The following is a 26,579-nucleotide window of genomic DNA, read 5'->3' on the forward strand; positions in this document are numbered from 1 at the left end:
CGGCAGGGCTACTTGTCGCCGCCCTTGCCCTTGTCGCCGCCGCCGGCGCCCATGGAGTCGTAGATCTCCTTGCACATGGGACACACGGGGTACTTCTTCGGGTCGCGGCCCGGCACCCAGACCTTGCCGCAGAGCGCCACGACGGGGGTCCCGTCGAGGGCGCTCGCCATGATCTTGTCCTTCTGGACGTAGTGGGCGAAGCGCTCGTGGTCGCCGTCGCCGTGGGACACCTGTGGCGTCGGCTCTACGAGGGTCCCCGTACCAGTCCCGCGCTCGGGCTCGAGAGTGCTCATATCGCCAAGGGTACTGAAGCTCACACGCATCAGTTGAGCGAAGGGTCGTCCGGGTACGTGGCCACCATCGCGAGCTCGTTGCGCTGCCGGCGCAGTACCTCTCGCCAGAGTCTCTCGGGGGCCGGCGAGGAGACGTCACCCGGCTCCGACTCCACGACGTACCAGGCGCCGTCGACCAGCTCGTCCTCCAGCTGGCCCGGGCCCCAGCCCGCGTACCCGGCGAAGATCCGCAGCGAGCCGACGGCCGAGGCGAGCAGCTCCGGCGGTGCCTCCAGGTCGACCAGGCCGATCGCGCCGTGCACCCGGCGCCAGCCGAGCGGGGCCCCGTCGACCGAGGAGCCGCCGGGGATGACGGCGACGCCCAGCGCCGAGTCGAGGGAGACCGGGCCGCCCTGGAAGACCACGCCCGGCTCGCCGGCCAGGTCGGCCCAGCCCTCCAGGATGTCGCCGACGTCCACGGGCGTCGGGCGGTTGAGGACGACACCGAGGGAGCCCTCCTCGTCGTGGTCGAGAAGGAGCACCACCGCACGGTCGAAGTTCGGGTCCGCCAGGGCGGGTGTTGCCACGAGCAACCGCCCTGTGAGCGAGGACACCTCGGTCATGCCAGACATGATCCCGCATCTTCCGGTGACTCGGGGAGGCAATGGGGGTAAGAAGGGTGATTGCAGCTCAGGGTGTAAGGAAGCGCGCCGGGCGCACATGGCCCTTCGGTGACCCCATGTGCCCGACACGGAACGGCCCGTGTTGTGACACAGCTATGACGTAGCTGGGCGGTACTTGGGCTTACTCAAGGGGGGTGGGCGGCGATTACCCTTTCCCTCCTGGCCCCTGCCCCACTCATCGGAACGCGAGATACATGACCGTCAACGACGATGTCCTGCTTGTCCACGGCGGAACCCCGCTGGAGGGCGAGATCCGTGTCCGCGGTGCGAAGAACCTCGTACCGAAGGCCATGGTCGCCGCCCTGCTGGGCAGCTCGCCGAGTCGACTGCGCAACGTTCCGGACATCCGTGACGTGCGTGTCGTACGCGGTCTGCTGCAACTGCACGGGGTGACGGTCCGTCCGGGTGAGGAGCCGGGCGAACTGGTGATGGACCCATCGCACGTCGAGAGCGCGAACGTCGCCGACATCGATGCCCACGCCGGTTCCAGCCGTATCCCGATCCTCTTCTGCGGCCCGCTGCTGCACCGCCTCGGGCACGCCTTCATCCCCGGTCTCGGCGGCTGCGACATCGGCGGCCGGCCCATCGACTTCCACTTCGAGGTGCTCAGGCAGTTCGGCGCGCGGATCGAGAAGCGCGCGGACGGGCAGTACCTGGAGGCTCCGCAGCGGCTGCGCGGCACGAAGATCCGGCTGCCGTACCCGTCCGTCGGCGCCACCGAGCAGGTGCTGCTGACGGCCGTCCTCGCGGAGGGCGTGACCGAGCTCTCGAACGCTGCCGTGGAGCCCGAGATCGAGGACCTGATCTGCGTCCTGCAGAAAATGGGCGCGATCATCGCGATGGACACCGACCGCACGATCCGCATCACCGGTGTGGACAGCCTCGGCGGCTACAACCACCGCGCGCTGCCGGACCGTCTGGAGGCGGCCTCCTGGGCGTCCGCGGCGCTGGCGACCGAGGGCGACATCTACGTCCACGGCGCCCAGCAGCGCTCGATGATGACGTTCCTGAACACCTACCGCAAGGTCGGCGGAGCCTTCGAGATCGACGACCAGGGCATACGCTTCTGGCACCCCGGCGGGCAGCTGAAGTCCATCGCGCTGGAGACCGACGTGCACCCCGGCTTCCAGACCGACTGGCAGCAGCCGCTGGTGGTCGCCCTGACGCAGGCCACGGGCCTGTCCATCATCCACGAGACGGTGTACGAGTCCCGTCTGGGCTTCACCTCCGCGCTGAACCAGATGGGCGCCCACATCCAGCTCTACCGCGAGTGCCTGGGCGGCTCCGACTGCCGCTTCGGCCAGCGCAACTTCCTGCACTCGGCCGTCGTCTCCGGCCCGACCAAGCTCCAGGGCGCCGACCTTGTCATCCCCGACCTCCGCGGCGGCTTCTCCTACCTGATCGCCGCCCTCGCGGCCCAGGGCACCTCCCGAGTCCACGGCATCGACCTCATCAACCGCGGCTACGAGAACTTCATGGAGAAGCTCGTAGAGCTGGGCGCCAAGGTCGAACTCCCCGGCAAGGCGCTCGGCTGACCCCAGACGCGACTCCCCGGCCCCGGACACGCCGCCTCGGCCGGGAGTCCGGGGGTCATCCCCCGGGCAGACACAGCATGGAGAAGCTCGTAGAGCTCGGCGCCAAGGTCGAACTCCCGGGCAAGGCGCTCGGCCAGCGGTTCATGGCGATGGGGCGGTCACCCGGTTTCCGGGTGACCGCCCCATCGGCGTTCAGGGTGTCGCCCCTGAAGGGGCGCGGGGAACTGCGCGACCAGCCACGACCGGTCCGCAGTCGCCCACGACGCTCATGGCCACGGCGCTCCGAACGGCGCTCGAAGCGGAGCGCTTACTTGCCCTTGGCGGCTTCCTTGAGCTTCGAGCCCGCGGAGACCTTCACGCTGTAGCCGGCCGGGATCTGGATCGGGTCGCCGGTCTGCGGGTTGCGGGCGGTGCGAGCGGCACGGTGGGTGCGCTCGAAGGTCAGGAAGCCGGGGATGGTGACCTTCTCGTCGCCCTTGGAGACGATGTCGCCCACGACCTCGGCGAACGCGGCCAGGACGGCGTCGGCGTCCTTGCGGGTCACCTCGGCGCGGTCGGCCAGCGCGGCCACCAGCTCACTGCGGTTCATGTTGTTACTCCCGTGTTCTTCTTGCCGTTGGGGTGTGCCACCCGGCGAAGCCGCATGGTGGCACAGCGAAGCCGATGCGCTCGCGCCCAGGGACGCATCCTGCCCCTACCTGCGACGGGAAAGCCAATCCGGCACCCGTCGGAGGCGTGAGACCACCCGAGGGAGTCACACGAAGGAGGGCCCCGGGAGGCCTGAGCGCGGCGCCGCCACCCTAGAGGGTGGCGCCGGACGCCTGGTTCCACGACTCGCCGGTACTGACGGTCGTGGTGATGCTCACAAGCCCGCGCACGCCATGGCCGGGCCTACTAGGCACCGTACGCCACGTCTACGGTGCGACGCCCGCCGCCTTGGCCGCCTCGCGCACCGCTCCGGCCACCGCGCCCGCGACCTTGTCGTTGAAGACGCTCGGGACGATGTAGTTCGGGTTGAGCTCGTCCTCGGTCACGACGTCCGCGAGGGCGGTCGCCGCGGCCAGCATCATCTCGGTGTTGACGGTGCGGGACTGGGCGTCCAGCAGGCCGCGGAAGACACCCGGGAAGACCAGCACGTTGTTGATCTGGTTCGGGAAGTCGGAGCGGCCGGTGGCCACGACGGCCGCCGTCTGACGGGCGATCGCCGGGTCCACCTCGGGGTCGGGGTTCGCGAGCGCGAACACGATCGCGCCCTCGGCCATGGCGGCCACGTCGTCGCCGTCGAGGACGTTCGGGGCGGAGACGCCGATGAAGACGTCCGCTCCGCGAACGGCCTCCTTCAGCGTGCCGGTCAGGCCCTCGGGGTTGGTGTTGTCGGCGATCCAGCGCAGCGGCGAGTCGGCGGCGGCCTCGCGCAGATCGTCGCGGCCGGCGTGCACGACGCCGCGGATGTCGGCGACGACGGCGTTCTTCACGCCGGCGGCGAGCAGCAGCTTGAGAATGGCCGTACCGGCCGCGCCGGCGCCGGACATCACGACCCGGATGTTCTCGATCGGCTTTCCGGTGCAGCGCAGCGCGTTCTTCAGGGCGGCCAGGACGACGATCGCGGTGCCGTGCTGGTCGTCGTGGAAGACGGGGATGTCCAGGGCCTCGCGCAGCCGCGCCTCGATCTCGAAGCAGCGGGGGGCGGAGATGTCCTCGAGGTTGATGCCGGCGAACCCGGGGGCGATGGCCTTGACGATCTCGACGATCGCGTCGGTGTCCTGGGTGTCGAGGCAGATCGGCCAGGCGTCGATGCCGGCGAACCGCTTGAACAGCGCCGCCTTGCCCTCCATGACCGGCAGGGCGGCCTTGGGGCCGATGTTGCCCAGGCCCAGCACGGCCGAACCGTCCGTCACGACCGCAACGGAGTTGCGCTTGATGGTCAGGCGGCGGGCGTCCTCGGGGTTCTCGGCGATCGCCATGCACACGCGGGCCACGCCCGGCGTGTAGACCATGGACAGGTCGTCACGGTTGCGAATGGGGTGCTTCGACGCCATCTCGATCTTGCCGCCGAGGTGCATCAGGAACGTACGGTCGGAGACCTTGCCGAGGGTGACGCCCTCGATGTGGCGCAGCTGCTCGACGATCTCCTCGGCGTGCGCGGTGGAGGTGGCCGCGATGGTGACGTCGATGCGGAGCTTCTCGTGCCCGGAGGCGGTGACGTCGAGGCCGGTCACCGAGCCTCCGTGGGACTCGACGGCCGTGGTGAGCTGGGAGACCGCGGTTCCGCTCGCGGGCACCTCCAGCCGGACCGTCATCGAGTAGGAGACGCTGGGCGCCGTTGCCATGGCCGACTTCCTCTGCTTTCACCTGTGTGCTGGTATGCCGTCCGATCGTCGCACCTACCCCTGAGTACGCGGTAGCCGCCTCGGATTGCGGACGTTTTGTTCACAGGGTGGCGCCGGTTTCGGAAAAAGGATTCCACCATACGAGAAGTGATCGGGCAACGAAAGAGGCCCACGTCACGTGGTGACGTGGGCCTCTCGAAACGTTCAGTGGCACCGACCCGCCATGCTCGCCTCGCGGCAAGTGGTCCCTCTGAGGGACGAAGGTTGGGCCCGGGGGCTTGGATCGGGCCGGTGCCACACCCAGGCTAACAAACAGATCCCGTAAGGCCATTCCCGTACCGAGAGTTCATGCGCTTCTAATCCCTCAGCAGGTCCGGCACCCCGTCCCCGTCCGGCTGGTCCTTGTCCGTCGAGACGATCGTGAGCTGCTGCGTGGCCCTGGTGAGGGCGACGTACAGCACCCGCAGACCGGCCGGGGACTCGTCGGCGATCTCCGCGGGCGAGACGACGACCGTGGCGTCGTACTCCAGGCCCTTCGCCTCCAGGCTGCCGAGGGCGACCACCCGGTCGCCGAGCCCGGCCAGCCACCGTGCGGCCTCCTCGCGCCGCCGCATGGCGACGACGACGCCGACGGTGCCGTCGACGAGGTCGAGCAGGCGGGCGGCCTCCGCGCGCACGGACTGCCCCAGGGACTCCCGCGCGACCACGAAGCGCGGCTGCACGCCGGTGGAGCGGACGGCCGAGGGGGCCTCGGAGCCCGGCATGGCGAGCGCGAGGACTTTCGCCGCCAGCTCGGCGATCTCCGCCGGGTTGCGGTAGTTGACGGTGAGCCGGAAGCGGCGGCGCGGGCGGGTGCCCAGGGCCTCGTCGCGGGCCTCGGCCGCCTCGTCGACGTCCGACCAGGAGGACTGGGCGGGGTCGCCGACGACCGTCCAGGTGGCGTGCCGGCCGCGGCGGCCGACCATGCGCCACTGCATCGGCGTGAGGTCCTGGGCCTCGTCGACGATGACGTGGGCGTACTCGGTGCGCTCCTGCGCCAGCCGCTCGGCGCGCTCGCGCTGCGACTCCTCGCGCACCGGCATCAGCTCGTCGAGGCCGGTCAGCTGGTCCAGCGGATCCAGCTCGCGCTTCTTCCTCGGACGGGCCGGGATGCCGAGGATCGCCTGGAGCTCGTCGAGCATGGCGATGTCGTGCACGGAGTGGCCCTCGCGTCTGAGCGAGCGGGCGACCCTGCGGACCTCGCCGGGGTTGAGGATCCGGCGGGCCCAGCGGCCCAGACGCCGTTCGTCGGCCATGGCGGCGAGGACGGCCTTCGGGGTCAGCTCGGGCCACCAGGCGTCGAGGAACTCGATGAAGGAGTCCTCGGAGGTGATGTCCTCGTCGAAGGAGGAGCGCAGTTCGGCCGCGAGCTCCGGGTCGGTGTGCCGGCCGGCGGCGCCCGACTGCTCCCACAGGGCGTCCAGGAGCAGCTTGCGGGCGCGGGGGCGCAGCAGGTTGACGGGTGCCGTGCCGCCGAGGGCGGTGCGGCGGACACGTTCCAGCGCGGGCGCCTCCAGCTCCAGACGGCGCCCGAAGGCGACGACGCGGAGGCGGGTGGGGGTCTCGGCGGGGGCCGCCGGGTCACCCTCGCCGTCGTCGCCGAAGGCGAGCTGCCCGGCGGGCGCGGCACCGGGCCGCCCCAGCTCCAGCGCCCCCCGCGCCGCCTTCCGCAGCACCTTCAGCATCCGGTACGAGCCCTTGGCGCGGGCCACCGCCGGGGAGTCGTACAGCGTGGCCTCGGCGCCGTCGACGAGCGATCCGATCGCGCGGATGGCGACCTGGCCCTCCTCGCCCAGCGAGGGCAGCACGCCCTCGGTGTACGCGACGAGCAGCGGGGTCGGCGAGACGATGAGGATGCCGCCCGCGTACCGGCGCCGGTCCTGGTAGAGGAGGTAGGCGGCGCGGTGCAGGGCGACGGCCGTCTTGCCGGTGCCCGGTCCGCCCTCGACGTACGTCACCGAGGCGGCGGGGGCGCGGATGACCAGGTCCTGCTCGGCCTGGATGGAGGCGACGATGTCGCGCATGGTGTGGCTGCGGGCCTGGCCGAGGGCGGCCATGAGGGCGCCGTCGCCGATGACGGCCAGTTCGCGGCCGTCCAGGAAGGCCTTCAGCTCGGGACGCATGAGGTCGTCCTCGACGCCGAGGACGCGCCGCCCCTTGGAGCGGATGACCCGGCGCCGTACGACCCGGCCCGGGTCGACCGGGGTGGAGCGGTAGAAGGGGGCGGCGGCGGGGGCCCGCCAGTCGATGACGAGGGGCGCGTAGTCGGCGTCGAGGACACCGATGCGCCCGATGTGCAGGGTCTCGGCGATGTCGGCGGTGCCGTCGTCCCGGATGGCGCCTTCGGCGGGTTCTACGGCGGTGTAGGCGCCGTCCGGACCCTTCTTGCCGTCCTTGCCGACAAGGAGATCGATCCGCCCGAACAGGAAGTCCTCGAACTCGTTGTTCAGGCGGTTGAGGTGGACGCCGGCCCGGAAGACCTGGGCGTCCCGCTCGGCGAGGGCGCCGGGCGTGCCGACCTGGCCGCGCTTGGCCGCGTCGTTCATCAGGAACTCGGCCTCGTGGATCTTCTCCTCGAGCCGCCGGTACACCTGGTCGAGGTGTTCCTGTTCGACGCTGATCTCCCGTTCACGACTGGAGTCGTGATCCGAGCCGACCACGGTTTCCTGCTGAGCCTGAGCGGCCACCGGGCCCCCTTCTGACGTGCTGGGCAGCCGTCAACCGTACGCGAAGGGGACCCGGCAAAGCTACGTGGACGCAGGAGCAGTCCTACGCGTCGACCTGCACGAGCTTCTTGCCGTCGAAGGTCATGACCTCGAAATGGTCGATCTCGTTGGGCTTGAAGGCGGCGCCGCCCTGCGCGTACAGGGGCTGCTTCGACTCCGGGGTCTTGCCGTTGGGGATGCCGTACCCCCACTTGGGGACCGCCCACGTCGACATCGTCTCGCGCTCGCCGTTCTTGCCCACCGCGATGAGCGAGCACTTCAGCGGGCCCTTGACGTTGCTGAGCTCGACGACGCCCCAGGTCCCCCAGTCCTTCTGTTCCATGGCCACGGTCGCCTTGACCTTGGAGGAGGCGTCCGTCGCCGAGACCTTGTCGTTGATCGAGGTGAAGGCGGACTTGGCGCCGGCCGCCAGCGGGGTGCCGGTCTTGGCGCCCGAGTCGCCGCCGGTCGCCGCCATGACGGTCAGCGGACCGCCGATGATCAGCGCGGCAGCGGCCGCCACCAGGTAGAACCCCTTGCGCCGCTTGAGCGCACGGCGCTCCGCGACCTCGTCGACCAGCTTCTCGGCGAGCCTCGGGCTGGGCCTGGCGGAGAGGGACTCCCCTATGGCCGGCGTGCCCGTGCCCGGCAGGTCCGCGAGGGCCGCCAGCATCGGCTCCATTCCGGCGAGCTCGTCGAGCTGCCGGGCGCACCATTCACAGGTGGCCAGATGTGCCTCGAAAGCGGTTGCCTCGGCGTCGTCGAGAATGCCGAGGGCGTAGGCACCGACCGTCTCGTGCTCGCTCGGGCCCGGAGATCCCATCATGGGTCCAGACATACCCGACCCACCTGTGCCGAATCCCTGGTTTCCCCCGTAAACACTCATCACGCCGTCACCCCCCGCTCCTCCAGTGCGAGCTTCATCGACCGCAGGGCATAGAACACCCGGGACCGCACGGTGCCACTGGGAATGCCCAGCGTCTCGGCAGCCTCATTGACGGTACGCCCCTTGAAATACGTCTCGACGAGCACCTCCCGGTGGGCCGGGGTCAGGTCGTCCAGCGCATCCGACAGCGTCATCAACCACAGCGCCTTGTCGATCTCGTCCTCCGCGGGGATGACCTCCAGCGGCGACGGATCGACCTCCTGCGGCCGGGCCTGCCGGCTGCGGTGGCCGTCGATGACGATGCGCCGAGCGACCGTCACCAGCCAGGGGCGTACCGATCCGGTCGCTCGATTGAGCTGGCCGGCGTTCTTCCAGGCACGGATGAGTGTTTCCTGCACCACGTCCTCGGCTCTCTGGCGGTCACCCGCGACCAGACGAAGGACGTACGCAAGGAGAGGTCCGGCGTGCTCCCGGTACAGGGCACGCATCAGCTCCTCATCAGGTTCCGAGGGCTGGGACATGCGATGTCGGGCCCTCGATCCACGTTCATTGGCCACGACGGAATCCTTGCGCACGCCCACCTCCGATGTCCGGGGGTTCCCCCAGTCGGTCGCTCGTGCACAGGTACGGATGTGGCATGCGTCATGTTCAAACTACGCCGACACTTTTCTTCGGGGTGTCGTGATGAGAGGGACATGAGAGCACATTCCCACCGCGCGATCTTTACATTTCCACCACACCGGCAAGATCAGGCCGACTGCCCGCGGCGGTTCAAGGCCAAACGGAGTGTTGTCGAAATCACTTCGACACCACACAACCCTGTTCCGCCCAGAACGCGCATTCCGGACAGCTAGGCGCGCGCGACAGCGGCCCGGCGGCGGTGCCGGGCGACCCTTTCCCGGTTCCCGCAGACCTCACTGGAGCACCAGCGCCTCCTGCGCCCCCGGGACGAATCGACATAAACGATCGGGCAGTTGTCCCCCTCGCACTGCCGCAGCCCCGCTCTCGCGACGGGATCGGTGAGCAGTTCCACGGCGTCCCTGGCGACGGCGCCGAGCAGCGCCGCGCACTCGGGCGGACGGTCCAACTCCCTTACGAGCGCCCCGTCCGCACCACGGACGGCGCGCGGGGCCGGGGGCGCGACGAGGGCGATCTCGTTCACCCGGCAGAGCGCGATGTCGTACGACGGCCGGGTCAGGGCGGTGACGCCCACGGCCGTGGCGCGCACCAACTGCCCCACCTGTCCCCTCAGTTCCCGGAACCCCACGAGCCACGACGCGTCGGCGTGCGCCAGCGAGGTGCCCGGTGGCACCAGGCCCGCCCCCACGATCCAGGCGCACAGCACCTCGACCGAGTCGAACCGTTCCTCGGGATGCGTGGTCGCGAGGAGATCGAGGCAGATCCGCCCCGAGTCGAACCGCAGTTCGTACACGGGCGTGGCCGTACCCAGTGCCATGTGCCTGTCACCGCCTAGGGGTTACCAGGGGCCGGGGAAGCGTTCCTTCTTACAGTGCCCTCCCCCGGCCACGGCTGGAACCCCTTCCGCTGGACGGGCGCTTATGCGGTCGCGCGTCTCGGCGATGTCCCGGGCGGAACAGGGTCCGTTGACTGGAGGACATGACACGAAACAGGACCGCCGCGGGACTCGTACTGGGCGCGGCCACGGTCGCCATGGGCCTGATCGCCGGGGTGTACTACATCTTCGCCTGCTGCGTGATGCCCGCGCTGGCCCGCAGCGACGACCGGACCTACGTCCAGGTCATGAACGACGTCAACGACGTCATCCAGAACCCGCTGTTCTTCCTCGCCTTCCTCGGCGCCCCGCTGCTGACGGCCGTCTCGGCGTGGCAACTGCGGGACCAGCCCTGCCGGTCGTGGATCTGGACGGCCCTGGCCGCTTACGCGCTCGGCTTCCTGACGACGATGGCCTTCAACATCCCGCTCAACGACGGCCTGTCCCGCGCGACCGACCCGACGGCGGCCCGGGAGCACTTCGAGCACGCGTGGGTGGCGTGGAACGCGGTGCGGGCGGGAGTGACGGTGGTGGCGCTGGGCTGCCTGGCCCGGGGGTTGGTGCTGTACGGGCGGCGGACCACGCATCCCAGCCCGTCCGGCGTTTGAGGACGCGGCCGTTCAGGCCGAAGCACCCGTCCCGCGGAAGGCAGCCCCAAGGACGGCACCCGAACGCAGGGCACCCTCCCTCACACGTCCGCGTACTTCGCGTCCGCCGCCGGATCCAGCGCCAGCCGGTACCCCCGCTTCACCACCGTCTGGATCAGCTTCGGCGCCCCAAGTGCCGTCCGCAGTCGGGCCATCGCGGTCTCCACCGCGTGCTCGTCCCGTCCCGCCCCCGGCAGGGCCCGCAGCAGCTCCGCCCGGGCCACCACCCATCCCGGCCGCCGGGACAGGGCCCGCAGCAGGGACATCCCGGCCGGCGGCACCGGCTTCAACTCCCCGTCCACCAGCACCGCATGGCCCCGGATCTCCACCCGGTGCCCGGCGATGGGCAGCGCGCGGGCCCGCCCCGGCAGCTCCTGGCACAGCAGTTGCACGAGCGGCCCGAGCCGGAACCGCTCCGGCTGCACCGTGTCGACGCCCCGCGCCTGCAGCGGCAGCGCGGTGACCGGCCCGACGCACGCGGGGAGCACGTCGTGGTGGAGCGCGGCGATCAGCTCGGGCAGCAGTCCCCGCTCCTCGGCGCGGTTGAGCAGCGACACCGCGGCCGGCGCGCTGGTGAAGGTGAGCGCGTCCAGGCCCCGGGAGACGGTGGCGTCCAGCAGCCGGTCCACCGGCCCGAGGTCCTCCGGCGGCATCCACCGGTACACCGGCACGCCGACCACCTCGGCCCCGGCCTCCCGCAGCGCCTCCACGAACCCCGGCAGCGGCTCGCCGTGCAGCTGTATGACGATCCGGCGCCCCTCGACGCCCTCCTCCAGCAGCCGGTCCAGCACCTCGGCCATGGACTCGCTCGACGGCGACCAGTCCTCGGTGAGGCCGGCGGCCCGTATCGCGCCCTTGACCTTGGGGCCGCGCGCGAGCAGTTCGACGGCCCGCAGCCGTTCCAGCAGGGGCTCGCCGAGCCCCCACCCGTCGGCGGCCTCGACCCAGCCGCGGAACCCGATGGCGGTCGTCGCCACCACCACGTCCGGCGCCTCGTCGATCAGGTCCTTCGTCGCCGCCAGCAGTTCGCTGTCGTCGGCGAGCGGCACGATGCGCAGGGCGGGTGCGTGCAGGACGGCGGCTCCCCGTCGCTGCAGCAGTGCGCCCAGTTCGTCGGCGCGGCGGGCGGCGGTCACGCCCACCGTGAAGCCGGCCAGGGGCCCGTGCTGCCCCGACTGCGTTCGCTGCTGTTCGTCGTACATGGCTCTCGTCCCGAACTCGAGTCGTCGTACATGAGGTACGGCGGTACCCACATGCCGATCGAGCCTGTCAACGGTGCGTGACAGGCTCGGTTCGGCTTCGTGTCGCCGGTGTTACGTCACACCTCGGCGTAGCTGAGCTGCGGCTTCGCCTCTGCGGAAGCCGTGGTGGGGGTGGCGGGGGCCGTACGGCGAAGGTATACGGCCCAGGTGATGGCGAAGCAGACGGCGTAGTAGGCGAGGAAGGCGACGAAGGCGCCGGTGCCGGAGCCGTAGGAGAGGAAGGACTGGCGGAAGGCCATGTTGATGCCGACGCCGCCGAGCGCGCCGACCGCGCCGATGAGGCCCATGGAGGCTCCGGAGAGGCGGCGCCCGTACTTGACGGCCTCCTCGCCTTCCAGTCCCTTGGCGAGGGCCTTGGCCTGGAAGATGCCGGGGATCATCTTGAAGGTGGAGCCGTTGCCGATGCCGGTCAGCGAGAAGAGCACCACGAAGGCGGTCACGAACAGGGGCAGTGACTTCTGCATGCTGGCGGCGACCAGGACGGCGGTGGCGGCGGCCATGGCGACGTAGTTGTAGAGGGTGATCTTCGCGCCGCCGTACTTGTCGGCGAGCCAGCCGCCGACGGGCCGGATCAGGGAGCCGAGCAGGGGGCCGATGAAGGTGAGGTACGTGGCCTGCAGCGGCGTACGGCCGAACTGGTTGGTGAGCACCTGGCCGAAGGCGAAGCTGTAGCCGATGAACGAGCCGAACGTCCCGATGTAGAGGACGGACATGATCCAGGTGTGGCCGTCGCGGGCGGCGTCCTTGGCGGCGCCGGTGTCGTTCCTGACGTTCTCGATGTTGTCCATGAACAGCGCGGCGAGGACGGCGGCGACGACGATCAGCGGAATGTAGATGCCGAGCAGCACCCGCGGGCCGCCGCCGGCGCCGATCACGGCGAGGGCGACGAGCTGGATGGCCGCGACGCCGATGTTGCCGCCGCCGGCGTTGAGTCCGAGCGCCCAGCCCTTCTTCCGCAGCGGGAAGAAGGCGTTGATGTTGGTCATGGAGGACGCGAAGTTGCCGCCGCCGATGCCGGCGAGGAGCCCGATCAACAGGAACGTGTCGAACGAGGTGCCCGGCTTCATCACGGAGAACGCGGCGATGCTCGGTACGAGCAGCAGACCGGCCGAGATGATCGTCCAGTTCCGGCCACCGAAGACGGCGACGGCGAAGGTGTACGGCACGCGGACGACGGCGCCGACCAGCGTCACCATGGACGTCAGCAGGAACTTGTCGGCCGGGGTGAGCCCGTACTCCGGGCCCATGAAGAGCACCAGCACCGACCACAGGGTCCAGATCGAGAATCCGATGTGCTCGGAGAGGACGGAGAAGGCGAGATTGCGGCGCGCGATCTTCTCTCCGGTCTGCTTCCAGAAGGTCTCGTCCTCGGGGTCCCACTGCTGGATCCAGCGGCCTCCCCTACTGGATGCGGGGGCTGTGCTCGGGGCTGTCATGACGCCTCCACGGTGCTCCGGACTCGGTGGTGCTCGGGGTGCTGAGCGGTATGAGTCCCGAAGGTAGGGAGGGCGCGTTTCCTTGCTGTGGCACTGGGTGACCGGAAGGGAACGTTGCTCTCACCCCGGACGGGGGCGGGATGAGAGGTACTGCGTCGCTACGTTACGAAGTGCTCCACCGAGCCGACCGACGCACCGTGAGTCAACGTCCTCGGCGGTCGACGGCCGTGAGGTCGATCTCGATGTCGAAGGGGACGGAGACCTTGAGCCGTTCGTGGAAGATGCCGGTGAGGCCGTAGGCCGTGGTGGCCGGATCGAGCTCGTAGACGTGCAGTCGCTTCAGCGTACCCAGGGGGAACGGCGGCGGACTCGGCCGAAGCAGTGATCGGAACGTCAGGGCCCGAGGCCCTCAGGCGCACACGTCCGGAACCCAGCCCCCCTCCGGCACCCTCAGCCACCCCTCCCCCGCCGACAGTTCCGCCGCCGCGTGGCGGAGCGCGTCGAGGGCCGGGTGGGTCAGGCCCCTTCGCCAGACCAGGGACACGGGGGACAGTGGGACCGGGTCGGTCAGGGGGCGCAGAACCGTGCGCGGCAGGGCCGGGAAGTCGGTCACCGCGAGGATCGGGTGCCGCATCTTGGCCATGATCCGTTCGAACTCCTCGTCGCCGACGGCCAGCGGTGCGGGTGGCGCGATCTCGATGTCGCGGCCGTCGAACAGGCGGCGCGCGAGGTCCGTCCACTCGGGGGTGCGGGGGTTTCCGGCGCCCGCGTACACCGTCTCGCCCGCCAGCGCGGCCAGCGGCACCGCGTCCAGGGAGGCCAGGCGGTGGTCGTCGGGCAGGACGACCGCCATCGGCTCGTGGCGGACGAGGAGGTGGTCCAGTCGGCCGCGCAGTGCCGGGTCCAGCCCCCCGTACCGTCCGAACGAGGCGTCCAGCCGTCCGGCCAGCAGTTCCGTCGCCGCGCCGGTCAGCCCGCTCTCGTACCGTGCCATCAGCTCGTGCTCGGGGGCGAGTTCGCGGGCCCGGTGCAGGACGCGGCGTGCGGTGATCGCTTCCCGGTAGTTGAGGTCGACCAGCAGGGGGCGGGCCTGTCCGAAGGCGCCCAGCAACTCGTCCTGCGCCGCCAGCACGCGGCGGGCGTACGGCAGCAGTCGCTCGCCGTCGGATGTGAGCGTCACCTGCCGGGTGGAGCGCACGAACAGGTCCGCCCCCAACTCCCGCTCCAGTCTCCGTACATCCCGGCTGAGCGCCTGCTGGGCGACGTAGAGCCGGGCGGCGGCCCGGGTGAAGTGCAGTTCGTCGGCGACCGTGACGAACGCGCGGAGGAGTCGGGGGTCGAGGTGGCGGGGGGCGGACACGCGGTGAACCTACAGCACCCACTCACAACACAGGTGCGTGAATCGGTGCGAAGCAGGTGTTGGACCCCTTGATCGTCCGCGGGCGACCGTAGTGTCCATGCCGCAGTCCGAGCCCCGCAGGCCACCGATGTTCACCGTCACCGCCGACACCCTCGTCGCCGTCGACTTCAGCTCCCGTACGACAACGCCCGGCCCCTACCGCCGGCTGCTGTCCACCCCCGGCGCCCGCGCCTTCACCCTCCCCAACCTCCTCGCCCGCCTGCCGATGGGCATGTTCAGCGTGAGCGCGGTGGTGATGATCGCCGGCTCGCGCGGCTCGTATGCCCTCGCCGGCGCCGTCACCGCGACCGGCCTCGCGGCGACCGCCCTGGTCGCCCCGTGGATCGCGCGGCTCGTCGACCGGCACGGGCAGGCACGGGTCGCCGTACCGGCGACCGCCATCGCCGTCCTCGGCTCCCTCGCGCTGCTGTTGTGCGTCCGCTTCGACGCCCCCGCCTGGACCCTGTTCGCCTCCTACGCGGCCACCGCCACCACCCCCAACACCGGCGGCATGTCCCGCGCCCGCTGGGCCCATCTCCTCAAGGGCGACGAGCGGGCGCTGCACACGGCGAACTCCTTCGAGCAGTCCGCCGACGAGGCGTGTTTCATGCTGGGCCCGGTACTCGCGGCCTTCCTGTGCGGAACGTTCTTCCCGGAGGCGGGCACGCTGGTGGGGGCCGTGCTGCTGCTCACCGGTGTGCTGTTGTTCGCCGCGCAGCGTTCGACCGAGCCGCCCGCGCGCCGGCTCCCGCACAACGGGCCCCCGTTCCGGGCTCCGGGCATGCCCGCGCTGCTCACCGTCTGCCTCGCCATGGGCGCGGTGTTCGGTTCCATGGAGGTCGTCACCATCGCGTTCGCGGACGCGCGGGGGCACCGCTCGGCGGCGGGGGCCGTACTGGCGCTGCAGGCGGCCGGCTCGTGCGCGGCGGGTCTGCTGTTCGGGACGCTCAGGACCAGGGGGCCGGCCTCCGAGCGGCTTCCCCGGTGCATCGCCGCGATGACGGGTTTGCTCACCCTGCCCCTGCTCACCGCGACCCTCGCCGGTTCACTGCCTCTCCTCGCGCTCGCCCTCCTCGTCGCCGGCATGGCGACCGCCCCGACGATGGTCACGACGATGACGCTGGTCCAGCGGCTCACCCCCGAGGGCCGCCTCAACGAGGGCATGACCCTCGCCGTCACCGGCCTGCTCGGCGGCATCGCCTGCGGCTCGGCGACCGGCGGCTGGACGGTGGACCACATGTCGCCCACGGCCGGGTTCGGGGTGCCGGTGACCGCCGCGGCCGTGGCGCTGATGATCTCCCTCGTCGCGCAGTCGGCACCATCTGCGGACAGCGATTCCCGTCAAAGGCATTGACGCGCCCACAGCGCCCACATACGGTCCCCCGTCGAAGCGCTTCGACGTCACGCATCGAATCGATTCGACGATGGCCCGTTCGCGCGTGACGTCCCGATACCCATCCGACTCTCCTGCGGAGGCACGGGATGTTGACGACACGAAGGCGTGTGATGACGGTCGCGGCGGCGGTCCTGGGAGGGTCGCTGCTCGTGACCGCCTGCGGCGGCTCGGACGGCGGCGGGTCCGCGGACGGCAAGACGCTCAAGCTCTGGCACTACGAGGGTGCCGACAGCGCGATGGGCGCCGCCTGGAACGAGGCGATCAAGGAGTTCGAGGCCAAGCACCCGGGCGTGAAGGTGAAGTTCGAGGAGAAGGGCTTCGAACAGATCCAGAAGACGGCGCCCATGATCCTCAACTCCTCGGACGCGCCCGACCTCATGGAGTACAACAAGGGCAACGCGACCGCGGGCCAGCTGTCGAAACAGGGCCTGCTGACCGATCTGTCGGCGGAGGTCACCAAGCGCGGCTGGGACAAGACGCTCAGCGCGGGCGTGGCCACGACCAGCAAGTACGACACCAACGGCGTCATGGGCTCCGGCAAGTGGTACGGCGTGCCCAACTACGCCGAGTACACGATGGTCTACTACAACAAGGACCTCTTCAAGAAGTACGGGGTCGCCGAGCCGAAGACGTTCGACGAGCTCACGGCCGCCATGGACAAGTTCGTCGCCAAGGGCGTCACCCCGCTCGCCAACGCCGGCGCCGAGTACATGGCCCAGCAGTACCTGTACCAGCTCGCCCTGTCCAAGGCCGACCGCTCCTGGGTCGACAAGTACGAGCTGTACAAGGGCAAGAACGACTTCCACGACCCGGCGTGGACGTACGCGGCCACCACCTTCGCCGACTGGGTGAAGAAGGGCTACATCAGCAAGAAGTCGACCAGCACCAAGGCCGAGGACGCGGGCGTGTCCTGGATCCAGGGCAAGACGCCGATCCTGTTCTCCGGCAGCTGGTGGTACGGCCGCTTCCAGTCGGAGGCCAAGTTCGACTGGGACAGCGGGCTGTGGCCGGGGTCGGACCTGACCCTGGGCTCGGGCGGCAACCTCTGGGTGGTCCCCAAGAACGCCAAGAACAAGGAGCTGGCCTACGACTTCATCGACATCACCATGTCGAAGAAGATCCAGAACATCCTCGGCAACAAGGGCGGCGTCCCGGTCGCGGCCGACACCTCGGCCATCACCGACCCCAAGTCCAAGGAACTGATCTCCGACTTCAACACCGTCGGCAAGCGGGACGGCCTCGCCTTCTACCCGGACTGGCCGGTCAACGGCTTCTACGACGTCCTCGTCTCCGAGACGCAGAAGCTGATCACGGGCAGCGAGAAGCCGGACGCCTATCTGTCGAATCTCCAGCAGGCCTACGACAAGGGCGTGCCGCAGCAATGACGGTCACCGTCGAACGGGGTGCGCGGACCGGCGGCGGGCAGCCGCACGCCGGCCCGCGCCGCCCCCGTACCCGCGACTCCTACGCCCTGTTCCTGCTGCCCGGCTTCCTCGCCTTCACGGCGATCATCATCGTCCCGTTCCTGATGAACACGGGCGTGAGCTTCACCGAGTGGCAGGGCATCGGCACCCCGAAGTGGACCGGCCTCGCCAACTACCGTGATCTGCTGGACGACTCGGAGTTCTGGGCGTCCTTCCGGCACAGCCTGTTCATGGTCGTCGCCATGGCCGCCGTGCCGACGGTGGTCGGACTCGTCCTGGCCGCCGCCCTGTTCGACTACATCGGCAAGCACTTCGGCAGCAAGGTCGCCGCCGTGCTGCGCGCCTGCTTCTACCTTCCGCAGGTGCTGCCGATCGCGGTCGCCGGCATCGTGTGGAGCTGGATCCTCGCGCCCGACAACGGCTCCCTCAACGAGCTGCTGAAGGCGGTCGGGCTCGGCAGCTGGCAACAGGACTGGCTCGGCGACCCCGACATCGCGCTCTACAGCGTCATGGGGGTCATGGTCTGGGTCCAGATCGGCTTCCCGCTGGTCGTCTTCATGGCCGGACTCCAGCGCGTGGACCCTCAGTTGCACGAGGCCGCCGAACTGGACGGGGCCGGCTGGTGGCGGCGCTTCTGGCACATCACGCTGCCGCAGATCCGGCCGGAGATCTACGTCGTGCTGACCTGGTGCACGATCGCCGCGCTGAAGGTGTTCGGCGCGGTGTACGTGCTGACCAAGGGCGGCCCGGGCGGCGCGACCGACGTGCCGTCGTACTTCTCCTTCACCACCTTCTTCGAGAAGACGCAGGTCGGCTACGGCGCCGCGATCTCCACGATCCTCACGGTGATCATCCTGGCGCTCTCCCTGATCCTGCTGAAGCTCCAGACCCGCAGCGAGGAAGGGGACCGCGCATGACGACCGCCCTGCGCCGCTACCCGGTGCTGATCGCCCTGTGCATCGCCGCCCTCTTCATGGTCGTGCCGTTCCTGATCGTCGCGGTCAACGCGGTCAAGTCACCGACCGAGTACTCGCAGAACGGTCCGCTCAGCCTGCCGAAGGGCCTGTACACCACCGGCCTGAAGGACTTCTGGGAGCGGGTCGACTACGGCCAGAAACTGTTCAACTCCGTGCTGATCAGCGGCTCGGTGGCGGTGCTGGCGGCGGCCCTGTCGGTGCTCAACGCGTACGCGATCGGCATCGGCCGGATCAAGGGCCGCACCTGGGTGCTGGCGTTCTTCGTGCTCGCCAACATGCTCCCGCAGGAAGCGCTGGTCTACCCCGTCTACTACCTGAGCAAGCAGGTCGGGCTGTACGACACCAGGCTGAGCGTGATCATCGTGTTCACGGTGATCCAGGCGGCCTTCGGCACGTATCTGCTCTCCTCCGTCCTCGGCCAGTTCCCGCGCGAGATCATCGAGGCGGCCCGGATCGACGGCGCGAACAAGTGGCAGGTGCTGTGGCGGATCGTCGTCCCGGTCAGCCGGCCCACCATCGGCGTGCTCCTGGTCTTCTTCTTCATCTGGACCTGGAACGAGTTCCTGCTCCCCCTGGTCATGCTGATCTCCAACGACAACCAGACGGTGTCGGTGGCCCTCGGCGTGCTGCAGGGCCAGCGCCTGATGGACGCCACCATGACCAACGCGGCGGCCCTGCTCGGCGTGCTGCCCGCCATCGTCTTCTTCCTCGTCTTCCAGCGGACGCTCACCCGCGGCATCGCCGTGGGAGCCGTGAAGTAAGGACCCCCCCACATGAAGTTCACCGACGGCTACTGGCTGCTGCGCGAGGGCGTCACCGCGGCCCACCCGGTCGAGGTCCTCGACGTCACCGCCGCCGAGGGCGCGCTGGACATCCACGCGCCGACCCAGCCCATCCGCCACCGCGGCGACCTGCTGAAGGGACCGGTCGTGACGATCAGCGCGCACGCCCCGATGCCCGACGTCATCGGCGTCACCTTCACGCACTTCGAGGGCGAGCAGCCCCGCGGCCCGCAGTTCGAGCTGGGCAGGCAGGACTTCGCGGTCCACACGGAGTACGACGAGGAGCACGCCACGCTGACCTCCGGCGCGCTCTCGGTCCGGGTGGCCCGCACCGGCCCCTGGCACGTGGACTTCCTCGCCGACGGCCGGACGCTCACCACCAGCGGCCCCAAGAACATGGGCATCATGCGGGACACCGCCACCGGCGCCCACTACCTGCGCGAACAGCTCAACCTGACCGTCGGCACGTCCGTCTACGGCCTCGGCGAGCGCTTCGGACCGCTGGTCAAGAACGGCCAGGTCGTCGACATCTGGAACGCCGACGGCGGCACGGCCACCGAACAGGCCTACAAGAACGTGCCGTTCTACCTCACCGACGCGGGCTACGGCGTCTTCGTCGACCACCCGGGCAGGGTGTCCTTCGAGGTGGGCTCGGAGGCGGTGTCCCGGGTGCAGTTCAGCGCGGAGACCCAGCAGCTGACGTACTACGTCATCTACGGCCCCACCCCCAAGGACGTGCTGCGCAAGTACACCGCCCTCACCGGCCGCCCCGCCCTGCCGCCCGCCTGGTCGTTCGGCCTGTGGCTGTCGACGTCCTTCACGACGTCGTACGACGAGCAGACGGTGACCTCGTTCATCGAGGGCATGCGGGAGCGCGAACTGCCGTTGTCCGTCTTCCACTTCGACTGCTTCTGGATGCGCGAGTTCAACTGGTGCGACTTCCAGTGGGACCCGCGGGTCTTCCCCGACCCCGAGGGCATGCTCGCCCGGCTCAAGGCCAAGGGCCTGCACATCTGCGTCTGGATCAACCCCTACATCGCGCAGCGCTCGCCGCTGTTCGCGGAGGGCAAGGCGCTCGGCCATCTGCTGAAGCGGCCGGACGGCAGTGTCTGGCAGTGGGACCTGTGGCAGCCCGGCATGGCGCTGGTCGACTTCACCAGCCCGGCGGCCCGCGACTGGTACGCCTCGAAGCTGGAGGCGCTGCTCGCGCAGGGCGTCGACTGCTTCAAGACCGACTTCGGCGAGCGGGTCCCGGTCGACGTCGCCTACGCCGACGGCTCGGACCCCGAGCGGATGCACAACTACTACGCCTACCTGTACAACCGCACGGTCTTCGACGTGCTGCGCAAGCACCGCGGCCAGGGCGAGGCCGTCGTGTTCGCCCGGTCGGCGACGGCCGGCAGCCAGAAGTTCCCGGTGCACTGGGGCGGCGACTGCGAGGCGACCTACGAGTCGATGGCGGAGTCGCTGCGCGGCGGGCTGTCGCTCGGCCTGTCCGGCTTCGGCTACTGGAGCCACGACATCGGCGGCTTCGAGGGCACCCCCACACCCGCCCTGTTCAAGCGCTGGCTGGCCTTCGGCCTGCTGTCCTCCCACAGCCGGCTGCACGGCAGCTCCTCCTACCGCGTCCCGTGGCTCTTCGACGAGGAGTCCGTGGACGTGCTCCGGCTGTTCACCCGGCTGAAGCTGAGCCTGATGCCGTACCTGTACGAGGCGGCGCGCACCGCCCAGGCCGAGGGCGTGCCGATGATGCGGGCGATGGTGCTGGAGTTCCCGGACGACCCCGGGTGCGCGCACCTGGAGCGGCAGTACATGCTGGGGCCGGACCTGCTGGTGGCGCCGGTGTTCAGCGACGACGGCGACGTCTCGTACTACGTCCCCGAGGGGACCTGGACCCACTTCCTGAGCGGGCGGACGGTGACCGGCCCGCGCTGGGTACGCGAGCGGCACGGCTTCTCCAGTGTGCCGCTGCTGGTCAGGCCCGGTGCGGTCATCCCGGTCGGCGCGGTCGACGACCGGCCCGACTACGACTTCGCCGACGGAGTCACCCTGCGGGCGTTCGGGCTGCGCCGGGGCGCACGGGTGACGGTGCCGGTCGGGGAGGTCGTCTTCACCGTCGTACGCGAGGGGGACACGCTGCGGGCCTCGTGCAGTGATCCGGCGGCACCGTGGGTGCTGACGGCCGGGGAGCGCACGGCGCGGGCGCAGGCGGGCACCGGCTTTCTCTCCCTGGAGCTGGACTGATGGTGAAGATCACCGATGTGGCGCGGCACGCCGGGGTCTCCCCCAGCACCGTCTCCTACGCGCTCAGCGGCAAGCGGCCCATCTCGGAGGAGACCCGGCAGCGGGTCGAGGAGGCCATCCGCGAGCTGGGCTACCGCCCGCACGCCGGTGCCCGCGCCCTGGCCAGCAGCCGGTCCAACGTCCTGGCGCTCGTCGTGCCCTTACGGGCCGGCATCCATGTGCCGGTGGTGATGCAGTTCGCGGTGTCGGTGGTGACGACCGCACGGCGCCACGACCACGACGTGCTGCTGCTGACCCAGGAGGAGGGCGAGGACGGTCTGCGCCGGGTCGCCGACACGGCGCTGGTGGACGCGCTGATCGTGATGGACGTCCAGCTCCACGACCCCCGGCTGGGGCTGCTGCGCTCACTGGACCGGCCCTCCGTGCTGATCGGCTTCCCCGCCGAGCCGGACGGGCTGACCTGCGTCGACCTCGACTTCAAGGCGGCCGGTGAGGCGTGCGTGGAACATCTGGCTCGCCTGGGCCACCGGGTGGTGGCGCTCGTCGGGTCGCCGCCGGAGGTGTACGTGCGCGGGACCGCGTTCGCACAACGGGTCGTCCAGGGGTTCACGGCCGCCGCCGACCGCGGCGGACTGTCGTCCTCCGTGCACCCCTGCGAGGCCACACCGGCGGCCGCCCGGCTGGTCGCCGAGCAACTCCTGCGCGAGCAGACCGCGTTGACCGGGATCGTCGTCCACAACGAGGCGATCCTCGAACCGCTGACGGAAGCCTTCGAACAGCTCGGCCTGCGCGTCCCCGGCGACCTGTCCGTCACCGCCATCTGCCCCGACGAGATCGCCGAGTCCGTCCGCGTGCCCGTCACCTCCGTCGCCCTGCCCTCCGCCGAGTTGGGCGAGCGGGCGGTGCAACTGCTGATGAAGAAGCTGGACGGCAGTGCCGTACCGGACGCGACGCTGCTCGCGCCGCGGATCACGGAGCGGGCGAGCACCGCACCGAGGAACACCTGAAACACACCTGACGTACCTCAACACCCGTCTGCAAGGCCCTACCTGAGGGAGCCGCGTCATGACAGGCAAGAGAAGACACAGATTCGCGTACGCCCTGGCCCTCACCCTCGTCGCCGCGCTCGGCGCCACCGTGCCCGCGCACGCCGACAGCCCCTATCCCTTCCGCGATCCGAGTCTGTCCGTGGACGCCCGGGTCTCCGACCTCCTCGGCCGCCTCACCCTGGACGAGAAGATCTCCCTGCTCCACCAGTACGAGCCGGCGATCCCCCGCCTCGGCATCCAGTCGTTCCGCACCGGCACCGAGGCCCTGCACGGCGTGGCCTGGCTGGGCAAGGCCACCGTCTTCCCGCAGGCCGTCGGGCTGGCCTCCACCTGGGACCCGGCGCTGATGCGGGACGTCGGCTCGGCGGTCGGTGACGAGGCCCGCGGCTTCCAGCAGACCCGCCCGGACGGGTGGGGCCTGAACCTGTGGGCGCCGGTGGTCAACCCGCTGCGCGACCCCCGCTGGGGCCGCAACGAGGAGGGCTACTCCGAGGACCCGTACCTCACGGGCGCGATCTCGACGGCCTACGGCACGGGCCTGACGGGCGGCGACCCCGACCACCTCAAGACCGCCCCCACGCTCAAGCACTTCCTCGCCAACAACAACGAGGTCCACCGCGACACGACCACCTCCGAACTGCGGCCGCGCGTGGCGAAGGAGTACGACGAGCAGGCCTTCAAGCCGGCGATCGAGGCGGACGCGGCGACCGGTGTGATGTCCTCGTACAACCTCGTCAACGGCCGCCCGAACACGGTGAACCCGGCCCTGGACGACACCGTCCGCACCTGGACCTCCCAGCGGCTGCTCAACGTCACGGACGCCTACGCGCCCGGCAACCTGGTCGGCAGCCAGAAGTACTACGGCACCCAGGCGGAGGCGGACGCGGCGGCCCTGAAGGCGGGCATCGACAGCTTCACGGACAACGACAGGGACTCCGGGCCGACCACCGCGGCGATCAAGTCGGCGCTGTCCTCAGGCCTGTTGAAGGAGTCGGACGTCGACAGGGCCGCCGCGGACGTGCTGAGCGTGCGCGTCCGGCTCGGCGAGTTCGACCCGGGCGGCGGAAAGTACGGCTCCATCGACGCGTCGGTCATCGACAGCCCGGCGCACCGGAAGCTGGCGAGGAAGGCGGCGACCGAGGCCGCGGTGCTGCTGAAGAACCAGGGCGGTGCCCTGCCGCTGAAGAAGTCCGCGAAGGACGTGGCCGTGGTCGGGCCGCTCGCCGACACCCTCCACACCGACTGGTACTCGGGCACCCTGCCCTACGCCGTCACGCCCAAGGACGGCATCGAGGCGAAGCTCGGCACCTCCGTCGCCGACAGCGAGGGCGTCGACCGGATCGCGCTGAAGGACACGGCGACCGGGAAGTACGTGACGGCCGGGGCCGGCGAGGCGGGTGCGGCGCTGAAGGAGAGCGCCACGACCGCGGGCCAGGACGCCCAGTTCGACGTGTTCGACTGGGGCTCGGGCATCGTCACCCTGCGCTCGACCGCCAACGGCAGGTACGTCGGCTACAACTGGTCCGGATTCGTCAACGACCAGAAGCAGCCGAACGGCTGGTATGTCCAGCAGCAGTTCAGGCTGGAGGCCCAGGACGACGGCACATACCTGCTGCGCTACGCCGGCTACGAGACCCAGGAGTCCTGGTGGTCCAACCCGGTCTACCTCGGCCCGACGGGCACGGACGGCACGCTGGGGCTGGTGGCGAAGGACCAGGCCGCGCACTACGCCAAGGACGTCGTCCGCAGCGGGGTCGCCGAAGCGGTGGCCGCCGTGAAGGGCCGGGACGCGGCGGTGGTCGTGGTCGGCTCCGACCCGTCGATCAACGGCCGCGAGGCCCACGACCGCACCGACATGGGCCTGGCGCCCGCGCAGGAGTCCCTGGTCGAGGCAGTCCGCGCGGCCAATCCCCGCACGGTGGTGATCGTCGAGAACAGCTACCCGACGACGCTCGGCTCCCTGCAGAAGCAGGTGCCCGCCCTGCTGTGGACCACCCACGCGGGCCAGGAGACCGGCAACGCCCTGGCCGACCTCCTGTACGGCGACGCGAACCCCTCGGGCCGGCTCACCCAGACCTGGTACCGGTCCGAGTCCGACCTGCCCTCGATCCTGGACTACGACATCATCAAGTCCGGCCGCACCTACCAGTACTTCACGGGCCGGCCGCTCTACCCCTTCGGCTACGGGCTGTCGTACACCTCTTTCCGCTACGGCGGGTTGAGGCAGGTGAAGGGCGGCTGGGAGGTCTCGGTCACCAACACGGGCAGCCGGGCCGGTGACGAGGTCGTCCAGCTCTACGTCCACCAGCGCGCCTCCCGCGACGAGCAGCCGCTGAAGCAGCTGAAAGCCTTCCAACGGGTATCGCTGAAGCCGGGCGAGACCCGGACGGTACGGCTGAAGGTGCGGCGGCCGGACCTGGCGCACTGGGACGTCACCCGCTCCAAGTGGGTAGTGGAGAAGGGCACTTACGACGTCCTGGTGGGCTCCTCGTCCGCAGACCTGCCCGCCCGTTCGGCCTGGCCGGTCGCCGGCGAGACGATCCCGCCCCGCGACCTGTCGAAGGTCACGCGCGCGGAGAACTTCGACGACTACTCCCCGGCCATCCACCTCGTCGACGAGTCCAAGGCCGGCGGTACGGCGGTGTCGGCGGCCTCCGACGGGGCGTGGCTGAAGTTCGCCGCCCCCCGACCGGGCAAGGGCGCGGGCCTGTTCAGCGCACGCGTCGCCGGCTCCGCCGGGTCGGTCGAGGTACGGCTGGGCTCGCCCACCGGGCCCCTCGCCGCGACCGCGCACTTCGCGGGCACCTCGTCGCCGTACACGTACACGACGGTGACCGCGAGGCTGTCGGCGGCGGCGAAGAGCCATGAGGACGTCTACCTGGTCCTCGGCAAGGACGTACGCCTGTCGACGTTCAGCCTGCGCTGAGACCCCAGGCCTGCCCGAGCCGGTAGGCGGCGCACAGGTTCACGTCGAGGAGGTAGGCCCCGGCGGCCCCGCACTGTTCGGTGCCGCTGCCGGGGTCCACCGGCTGGCCGTGTCCCATGCCCGTGATGCTGTACGTCTCGACGGCCGTGTTCCCCGCCGGGTCCCTGAAGACCTGATGGGGGTAGCCGGCGACGGTGTCGCTGACGTCGGCGCTCTGGTCGGCGCCGTGCACGTTCGTCCACTGCTTCATCAGGTCGGTCATGTTGACCGGCTTGACGGTGTAGTCGGCGGTGCCCTGGAAAACGGTCAGCGTCGGCCAGGGTCCGGCGTACCCGGGCCGGGCGGCGCGCACCCGGTCGCCCCACTGCGCCGGGGTCTGCGTGGCGCCGACGTACATGCACACGTACGGCGATCCGGCCGCCTGCGCGCACCCGTAGGGCAGCCCGGCGACGACCCCGCCGGCGGCGAACTTCTCCGGGTAGGCCGCCATCATCACGGCGGTCATGGCGCCGCCGGCGGACAGCCCGGTGACGTACACGCGCGAGGCGTCGCCGTCGGCATCGGCGAGTTGCCGGTCCACCATCTGCGCGACGCTCGCGGCCTCGCCCTGCCCGCGCTGGATGTCACCGGTCTGGAACCAGTCGAAGCAGGAGGAGGCGTTGTTGGCGGATGTCTGCTGCGGCAGCACCACGGAGAAGCCCCACCGGTCGGCCAGCTGGATCCAGCCGCTGCCGGTGCCGTACCCGGCGGCGTCCTGGGTGCAGCCGTGCAGGGCGACGACCACCGGGCGGCCGGCGGGCAGACCCGCGGGAACGTACCGGAACATGCGCAGGGCCCCGGGGTTCGACCCGAAACCGGTGACCTCCTGAAGGGAAGCGGCGCGAGCCTGACCCGACGGGACCAGGGCGAACAGAGCGGTCAGGGCGATCAGCAGGGTCGCCAGGCGGGCGAGGCGGCTTGCGGCTCTGGTGTGTGTCATGGGGAGGGACCGTAGAAGCGTGAACCAGACGCCGATATGGAGCCGGACCCCATAAACACACCGAGGGCCCGGTGGTCTGAGACCACCGGGCCCTC

21 protein-coding genes are annotated in these 26,579 nt (G+C 70.3%); 9 read left to right on the forward strand and 12 right to left on the reverse strand.

What is annotated here, in order from left to right; genetic code table 11:
* Positions 1 to 8 precede the first annotated feature (8 nt).
* Together FBY22_RS36765 and FBY22_RS36770 are read right to left on the reverse strand one after the other, a co-directional pair.
* A complete protein-coding gene (locus FBY22_RS36765) occupies positions 9 to 293 on the reverse strand; it encodes a DUF3039 domain-containing protein (protein WP_058925017.1) in 285 nt (94 codons plus the stop codon).
* Between the two features lie 29 nt (positions 294 to 322).
* Complete coding sequence (locus FBY22_RS36770) at positions 323 to 895, reverse strand: YqgE/AlgH family protein (protein WP_174267348.1); 573 nt, start codon at positions 893 to 895, stop codon at positions 323 to 325.
* Between the two features lie 254 nt (positions 896 to 1,149).
* Here FBY22_RS36770 and murA point away from each other — a divergent pair, with 254 nt between their 5' ends.
* Positions 1,150 to 2,490: a UDP-N-acetylglucosamine 1-carboxyvinyltransferase gene (gene murA / locus FBY22_RS36775; RefSeq protein ID WP_142152280.1), complete on the forward strand. Its 1,341-nt coding sequence runs from the start codon at positions 1,150 to 1,152 to the stop codon at positions 2,488 to 2,490.
* Positions 2,491 to 2,797: 307 nt separating this feature from the next.
* Here murA and FBY22_RS36780 read toward each other — a convergent pair whose 3' ends face one another.
* The 6 genes from FBY22_RS36780 to FBY22_RS36805 form a co-directional block, all read right to left on the reverse strand.
* Positions 2,798 to 3,079, reverse strand: coding sequence for an HU family DNA-binding protein (locus FBY22_RS36780; RefSeq protein ID WP_004000874.1), 282 nt, complete (start codon positions 3,077 to 3,079; stop codon positions 2,798 to 2,800).
* 325 nt (positions 3,080 to 3,404) lie between these two features.
* Entirely contained in the window at positions 3,405 to 4,820 is a 1,416-nt protein-coding gene (locus tag FBY22_RS36785) for an NAD-dependent malic enzyme (RefSeq protein WP_142152281.1), read from the reverse strand.
* A 356-nt stretch (positions 4,821 to 5,176) separates the two neighbouring features.
* Positions 5,177 to 7,546 (reverse strand): UvrD-helicase domain-containing protein, encoded by a 2,370-nt coding sequence (locus FBY22_RS36790; protein WP_142152282.1) that lies wholly within the window; start codon positions 7,544 to 7,546, stop codon positions 5,177 to 5,179.
* A gap of 82 nt (positions 7,547 to 7,628) precedes the next feature.
* Positions 7,629 to 8,450 carry a zf-HC2 domain-containing protein gene (locus FBY22_RS36795; protein ID WP_142152283.1) on the reverse strand — a complete coding sequence of 274 codons (822 nt, stop codon included), beginning with the start codon at positions 8,448 to 8,450 and terminating at the stop codon, positions 7,629 to 7,631.
* Positions 8,450 to 8,971 (reverse strand): sigma-70 family RNA polymerase sigma factor, encoded by a 522-nt coding sequence (locus FBY22_RS36800; RefSeq protein WP_010039908.1) that lies wholly within the window; start codon positions 8,969 to 8,971, stop codon positions 8,450 to 8,452. The genes FBY22_RS36795 and FBY22_RS36800 overlap by 1 nt, the downstream gene beginning before the upstream one ends.
* A 329-nt stretch (positions 8,972 to 9,300) precedes the next feature.
* Positions 9,301 to 9,906, reverse strand: a complete 606-nt coding sequence (locus FBY22_RS36805; protein WP_142152284.1) for an ABATE domain-containing protein — start codon at positions 9,904 to 9,906, stop codon at positions 9,301 to 9,303.
* 161 nt (positions 9,907 to 10,067) lie between these two features.
* Here FBY22_RS36805 and FBY22_RS36810 point away from each other — a divergent pair, with 161 nt between their 5' ends.
* On the forward strand, positions 10,068 to 10,571 hold the full coding sequence (locus tag FBY22_RS36810; protein WP_174267349.1) for a DUF1772 domain-containing protein: 504 nt from the start codon (positions 10,068 to 10,070) through the stop codon (positions 10,569 to 10,571).
* Positions 10,572 to 10,651: 80 nt separating this feature from the next.
* Here the strand turns inward: FBY22_RS36810 and FBY22_RS36815 are convergent, their stop codons facing one another.
* The 3 genes from FBY22_RS36815 to FBY22_RS36825 all read right to left on the reverse strand — a co-directional run bounded on the left by FBY22_RS36815 (position 10,652) and on the right by FBY22_RS36825 (position 14,668).
* The gene (locus FBY22_RS36815) at positions 10,652 to 11,812 is read right to left on the reverse strand and encodes a uroporphyrinogen-III synthase (protein WP_142152285.1); all 1,161 of its coding nucleotides are present in this window, start codon (positions 11,810 to 11,812) and stop codon (positions 10,652 to 10,654) included.
* A 116-nt stretch (positions 11,813 to 11,928) separates the two neighbouring features.
* Positions 11,929 to 13,308 (reverse strand): NarK/NasA family nitrate transporter, encoded by a 1,380-nt coding sequence (locus FBY22_RS36820; protein WP_142152286.1) that lies wholly within the window; start codon positions 13,306 to 13,308, stop codon positions 11,929 to 11,931.
* Positions 13,309 to 13,717: 409 nt separating this feature from the next.
* On the reverse strand, positions 13,718 to 14,668 hold the full coding sequence (locus FBY22_RS36825; protein WP_142152287.1) for a LysR family transcriptional regulator: 951 nt from the start codon (positions 14,666 to 14,668) through the stop codon (positions 13,718 to 13,720).
* A 97-nt stretch (positions 14,669 to 14,765) separates the two neighbouring features.
* Between FBY22_RS36825 and FBY22_RS36830 the strand changes: the two genes are divergently transcribed.
* The 7 genes from FBY22_RS36830 to FBY22_RS36860 all read left to right on the forward strand — a co-directional run bounded on the left by FBY22_RS36830 (position 14,766) and on the right by FBY22_RS36860 (position 25,505).
* A complete protein-coding gene (locus FBY22_RS36830; RefSeq protein ID WP_142152288.1) occupies positions 14,766 to 16,061 on the forward strand; it encodes an MFS transporter in 1,296 nt (431 codons plus the stop codon).
* A gap of 128 nt (positions 16,062 to 16,189) precedes the next feature.
* Positions 16,190 to 17,488, forward strand: a complete 1,299-nt coding sequence (locus FBY22_RS36835; RefSeq protein WP_142152289.1) for an ABC transporter substrate-binding protein — start codon at positions 16,190 to 16,192, stop codon at positions 17,486 to 17,488.
* A complete protein-coding gene (locus tag FBY22_RS36840; RefSeq protein ID WP_142152290.1) occupies positions 17,485 to 18,444 on the forward strand; it encodes a carbohydrate ABC transporter permease in 960 nt (319 codons plus the stop codon). The genes FBY22_RS36835 and FBY22_RS36840 overlap by 4 nt, the downstream gene beginning before the upstream one ends.
* A complete protein-coding gene (locus tag FBY22_RS36845; protein WP_142152291.1) occupies positions 18,441 to 19,265 on the forward strand; it encodes a carbohydrate ABC transporter permease in 825 nt (274 codons plus the stop codon). Before FBY22_RS36840 ends, FBY22_RS36845 begins: the two co-directional genes overlap by 4 nt.
* A 12-nt stretch (positions 19,266 to 19,277) precedes the next feature.
* The gene (gene yicI / locus FBY22_RS36850) at positions 19,278 to 21,530 is read left to right on the forward strand and encodes an alpha-xylosidase (protein WP_142152292.1); all 2,253 of its coding nucleotides are present in this window, start codon (positions 19,278 to 19,280) and stop codon (positions 21,528 to 21,530) included.
* The gene (locus tag FBY22_RS36855) at positions 21,530 to 22,537 is read left to right on the forward strand and encodes a LacI family DNA-binding transcriptional regulator (RefSeq protein ID WP_142152293.1); all 1,008 of its coding nucleotides are present in this window, start codon (positions 21,530 to 21,532) and stop codon (positions 22,535 to 22,537) included. The genes yicI and FBY22_RS36855 overlap by 1 nt, the downstream gene beginning before the upstream one ends.
* A gap of 58 nt (positions 22,538 to 22,595) precedes the next feature.
* On the forward strand, positions 22,596 to 25,505 hold the full coding sequence (locus FBY22_RS36860; protein WP_142152294.1) for a glycoside hydrolase family 3 protein: 2,910 nt from the start codon (positions 22,596 to 22,598) through the stop codon (positions 25,503 to 25,505).
* On the opposite strand, the gene FBY22_RS36865 is transcribed toward FBY22_RS36860, so the two are convergent.
* Complete coding sequence (locus tag FBY22_RS36865) at positions 25,492 to 26,484, reverse strand: PHB depolymerase family esterase (protein ID WP_142152295.1); 993 nt, start codon at positions 26,482 to 26,484, stop codon at positions 25,492 to 25,494. The two genes, FBY22_RS36860 and FBY22_RS36865, sit on opposite strands and share 14 nt — an antisense overlap.
* Positions 26,485 to 26,579: the final 95 nt, after the last annotated feature.

The organism is Streptomyces sp. SLBN-31 (assembly GCF_006715395.1).
Classification (GTDB): domain Bacteria; phylum Actinomycetota; class Actinomycetes; order Streptomycetales; family Streptomycetaceae; genus Streptomyces.